This window comes from Pseudarthrobacter oxydans (assembly GCF_013314975.1).
Taxonomy (GTDB): Bacteria; Actinomycetota; Actinomycetes; order Actinomycetales; family Micrococcaceae; genus Arthrobacter; species Arthrobacter oxydans.
In genome coordinates this window covers 1-4,884 of sequence record NZ_JABTYH010000066.1, presented here as the reverse complement: position 1 = coordinate 4,884, position 4,884 = coordinate 1, and the positions used below count along the sequence as shown (strand labels likewise).

Here is a 4,884-nt window from a genome sequence, read left to right as displayed (position 1 = left end):
TGATTGTGTCAACGTGATCGGAGCCCACTAGGACGGCCCGAACGGTACCCACCCGTCGGACGTCCGGGGATGATGTTGTGAGGGTGTCTAGGGGTTCTTGGCGTGGTTTCTGGGTCTGTGAAAACACTGCCGCGGGTTGGGACGATACCCGGGGTCCCGGTTGTTGGAAGCTGGCGTCTGGCGGAGTAGTGCGTCAGAGGTAGCTGCAGATTTGTTCGGGATCGCAGCTTGCGTCGGTCCCGGACGCGGCAGTGGCGTGAAGGCCGGCGACGATGGATCGCAGCGCCATTAGTTCAGAAATCTGGTGGTCCAGTTCGGCCAGCTGGTTGGAGAGAAGGTCTTGGACGTGGGCGCAGGGGGCTTCTCCGGTGTCACGGAGGCTAAGAATTTCGCGTATTTGGGTCAGGGCGAGGCCTGCGGCCCGTCCGCGGCGGATGAATTCGAGCCTGGCCACGGAGTCGTCATGGTAGTCCCGGTAGCCGTTAGAGGATCTTTTCGCTGCCGGGAGAAGCCCGCTGTCCTCGTAGAAACGCAGCGTCTTGGTTGTCATCCCTGCCGCTGCCGCGGCCTCACCGATACGCATCATGAACTCATTTCTTAGCAGGCGGCCAGGACGGCGATTCCTTGACATTCCAGTGTAGGGGAAGGTTGAGAATGGGATGCAGAGCTGGTCTTCGGTTGAAGGCTGCACATGGCGGTCGGTTGAGCAACAGGTGTGCTGGCGGCTGCTTCCCTTCCATCTTCAGGAGTCCCTCGTGTCGGCAGCATCTTTCGATTATGACCTGGCCATTATCGGTTCCGGCGGGGCTGCTTTCGCTGCGGCCATCCGGGCAACCAGCCGTGGCAAGCGGGTGTTGATGGTGGAGCGCAGCACTGTGGGAGGCACGTGCGTGAACACGGGCTGCATCCCGTCCAAGGCCCTGCTGGCCGCCGCGGAAGCCCGCCATGTCGCCCTCGATGCTTCCGGACGGTTCCCCGGTATCAGCACCTCCGCAGAGCCGGTGGATATGCCCGAACTGGTCGCCGGGAAGCGCTCACTGGTCGAATCCATGCGGTCAGAGAAGTATGTGGATCTCGCCGCGGGCTATGGATGGAACCTGCAGCGGGGGACGGCGGTGTTCGCCGGAACCGTAGCCGCACCGGTTTTGAACATCACCGCCCCGGGCGGAACCACCGAGACAGTCAGCGCGGAACACTACCTGGTCGCGACCGGCTCCACCCCCTGGATCCCTGAAGTGCCGGGAATGGACGAGGTGGATTATCTGACGTCCACGAGTGCGATGGAGCTGCAGGACGTTCCCGCTTCGATGCTGGTGGTGGGCGGCGGGTATGTGGCGCTGGAGCAGGCGCAGCTTTTCGCCCGGCTCGGCACGGAGGTGACCATCCTGGTCCGGTCCAAGCTCGCCTCGGCCGAAGAGCCTGAAGCCGGGCATGCCCTCGCCGGTGTCTTCGCCGATGAGGGCATCCGGGTCGTCCGTCGAGCGACAGCGTCCTCGGTCCGGACCGATGAGGTGTCGGGGGACGTGGTCGTGGATGCTTCCGTCTCAGGAGGAAACGAGGAATTCAGGGCCGCGCGCCTGCTCATGGCAACAGGCCGGCGCCCGGTCACGGAGGATTTGAACCTTTGCATGGTCGGCGTTGAAACCGGGGACCGCGGGGAAGTCCTGGTCGACGGGAGCCTTCGCAGTACTAATCCGAGGATCTGGGCCGCGGGTGATGTGACGGGTCACCCGGAGTTCGTTTATGTCGCCGCCGCGCACGGGGCCCTGATGGTGGAGAACGCCTTTGAGGGTGCCGGGCGTGAGGTCGATTACCGGCACCTGCCCCGGGTCACGTTTACCAGCCCTGCCCTGGCCGCTGTCGGGATGACGGACAAGGAAGCGAACCAGGCAGGGATCCGGTGCATGTGCCGGGTTCTGCCGCTCAAATTTATCCCTCGCGCGCTGGTGAACCGTGATACCCGCGGCTTCATCAAGATCGTTGCCGACGCGGACACGGGTCGGATTGTAGGGATCACTGTCGTGGGTAAGGACGCCGGGGACATCGCCGCCGCAGGGATTTACATTCTGGAGGCCGGGATGACCGTTGATCAGGTCGCGAATCTCTGGAGCCCCTATCTGACCATGGCCGAAGGCATCAAGATAGCAGCCCAGTCCTTCACTACTGACGTCTCCAAACTGTCCTGTTGCGCGGCATGAAGTGGTCAACGACAACCTATGTGTTCGTGGGGCGGGCGGCCGCGGCTACCTTTTAGTGCGCGTTCCTTGTCAGGCTGTGGGCGAGGCGGTAGGAATCGGTGCCGGTTTCGATGATGGTGCCGTTGAACGTCAGCCGGTCAACGATCGCGGCGCAGAGGCGCGGGTCGGTGAATGTCTTGGTCCAGCCGGAGAACGACTCGTTGGAAGCGATGGCGATGGAGTTCTTCTCTTCGCGTTCGGTGAGGACCTGGAAGAGGAGTTCGGCGCCGCGCCGGTCCAGTTCCATATAGCCGAGCTCGTCAATGCAGAGCAGGTCCACTCGGCCGTATCTGGCGATGGTCTTGGCGAGGACTTTGTCGTCGGCGGCTTCGACGAGTTCGTTCACGAGCCGGGTGGCCAAAGTGTATTTGACCCGGTATCCCTTCTCCGCCGCGGCGGTGCCCAGCCCGATAAGCAGGTGGGATTTGCCGGTTCCGGAGTCCCCGATCAGGCATAGCGGTGCACCTTTTCGAATCCATTCGCCGGTAGCGAGGGTATGGATGGTAGCGGGGTTGATGTTCGTGTTCGCGTCGAAATCGAAATCACCGAGCCATTTATCCCGGGGAAAGTTCGCGGCTTTGACGCGTCGGATTGAGGAGCGACGGTCCCGGTCATCGCATTCGGCCAGCAGCAGCTCGGCCAGGAAGCCTTGGTAAGAGAGTTGTTCCTTCCCCGCGACGGTCAGAGCTTCGTCCAGAACCGCCCGGATGGTGGGCAGGCGCAATCGGCGGCATGCTTGGTCCACGGCCGCGACCGCGGCCTGCTCAGTCAGACCGCGGCGCCGTCGCAGGGTTGGGGTGATGGTGGTGGCCGGTGCGGTGGGGCTCATGAGATGTTTTCCTTCGACGCGGTTCCTGCGGAGTGTTCGGTGCGTTTGGCCAGCAGCTCGTCATAGGCGCTGATCGCCGGGAGCGGCCGCTTGTCTGGAGGGAGCCCGGCGATGACCGCCGCCGGGTCCATCAGCCGGCGCTGGGTCAGGCTGACAACTCGTTGCACTTTCGCTTCAGCATGAGCACCGCGATGACGGTCAGGACGGGACCCACCAGCAGGGATGCTGGAGGCATGTCGGCGGCCTTCAACCGCCACGACGTCGGCACTGACGGCACCTACTCCAAGGGCTGCGGTGATCCCTGCCTCGATGTCTTCGGCTTCCATCGATCGGTGCAGCAGCAGGACGTCAATCAGTTCACGGGTCCCCGCGGCATCACCGTTGACCCTGCGCGAGGCAGACCAGAAGGCGTCATGGGCGCTGGTGAAAGCACCCGACTCCCGCGCCCTGGCCAAAGCAGTGGAACCAGGCAAAGCGCCGGGCTTGGTCTTGAGGACCTCCAGATAATGGTCCAACTGGACCGACTGCCCGCCCTTGGCAATAATCCGCTGGTGCCGGGCCGCCACCGCGCGGCCGTCGAACACCACAACTTCGGATGCCCGCAATGAAACCCGGACCCGCCGACCGATGAACCGTGCTGGCACCGAGTACTTCACCATCCGCACGGTGATCATTGAGGACCGGTCCACTCTCGGGTTCAACACCAGACCGGGATCGAACTCGTCGGCCGGCAACGGTGCCAGGAACGGGCGCTCGGCGGCGAAGTCCTGGCCGATAGTGCGGATCCTGCCATCAATCCGCCGCTGATCGTCTTGAACCTCCCGGCTCCGGATCCAGTCGTTGAGCTCATCAAGGGACCTCGCCACGGGCATCGGGGTCAGCCGGTTGCGGCGGAACCAGCCCACCTCGCCCTCGACCCCGCCTTTCTCGTGAGCGCCGGCAAGACCTGGCTGGCAATAAAAGGCATCAAATCCATAGAACGAGCGAAACAACACCCACCGGTCATTCTCCAGGCGGTTCCGCCCCTGACCGAACACCACGGCCCTGACGGCACTGGTGAGGTTGTCATAGCGGATATGTTTGACCGGCACGCCGCCGATCTCGTTGAACGCCTCGACGTGGCCTTCCAGAAACGCTTCCTGGGCCTGGGTGGGGTAAATCCGGTGGATGGCTTTGCCGGAGTGAGAAAGCCGGAAGATGAACATGTGGCATTTCGTCTTTACCCCGTCCAGCACGATCCAGACTTCACCGAAGTCCACTTCCGCTTCCGCGCCCGGGGCGTGCTCCTGAGGAACAAATACCTCAACCCGGCGGCCGGCCTCCACATCGATCTGCGCCCGGCGGACCCGAACGTAGTCACGCACCGTCGAATACGACAACTCGTCCGCTCCATGCTCCTCGATGAGCCGGGCAAGAATCCTCCGGGCAGTGTGACGCTGCTTCCTCGGCGCCGTCGTGTCCTCGACGAGCATGGCGTCGATCGTCGGTTTATAAGGATCAAGCCGCGGCGAGGACCGTACAGGAGTTTTACGCTCTGGCGGGACCGGGGAACTTAACGCCTTACGCACGGTTTTCCGCGCCACCTGGTGCCTGCGGGCAAGCTCCCGGATTGACGCGCCCTCCACCCGGGCATCCCTCCGAATCTGCGCGAACAACTCCACTCTTGACCCCATCCCGGCCCTCCCGTCGTCGATCCAACACTGGATGGATCAACGTTCACAGGTGGGTACCATTCAAGCCGTCATTAGGTTCGGCATGTCCGGCTGGTGGGTACCGTTCGGGCCGTCCTAGTGGGCTCCGATCAGACTGTCATACTCA

At 63.2% G+C, this 4,884-nt stretch carries 4 protein-coding genes; 1 reads left to right on the top strand and 3 read right to left on the bottom strand.

Features of this window, described 5'->3' with window-relative positions:
• Window positions 1-193: 193 nt before the first annotated feature.
• Complete coding sequence (locus HTS88_RS21810; protein ID WP_174182260.1) at window positions 194-583, bottom strand: heavy metal-responsive transcriptional regulator; 390 nt, start codon at window positions 581-583, stop codon at window positions 194-196.
• Window positions 584-755: 172 nt separating this feature from the next.
• Between HTS88_RS21810 and merA the strand changes: the two genes are divergently transcribed.
• A complete protein-coding gene (gene merA / locus HTS88_RS21805) occupies window positions 756-2,198 on the top strand; it encodes a mercury(II) reductase (RefSeq protein ID WP_174182258.1) in 1,443 nt (480 codons plus the stop codon).
• 52 nt (window positions 2,199-2,250) lie between these two features.
• On the opposite strand, the gene istB is transcribed toward merA, so the two are convergent.
• Together istB and istA are read right to left on the bottom strand one after the other, a co-directional pair.
• On the bottom strand, window positions 2,251-3,066 hold the full coding sequence (gene istB, locus HTS88_RS21800; protein ID WP_011691635.1) for an IS21-like element helper ATPase IstB: 816 nt from the start codon (window positions 3,064-3,066) through the stop codon (window positions 2,251-2,253).
• Window positions 3,063-4,739, bottom strand: coding sequence for an IS21 family transposase (istA, locus tag HTS88_RS21795; protein ID WP_011691636.1), 1,677 nt, complete (start codon window positions 4,737-4,739; stop codon window positions 3,063-3,065). The genes istB and istA overlap by 4 nt, the downstream gene beginning before the upstream one ends.
• Between the last annotated feature and the right edge of the window lie 145 nt (window positions 4,740-4,884).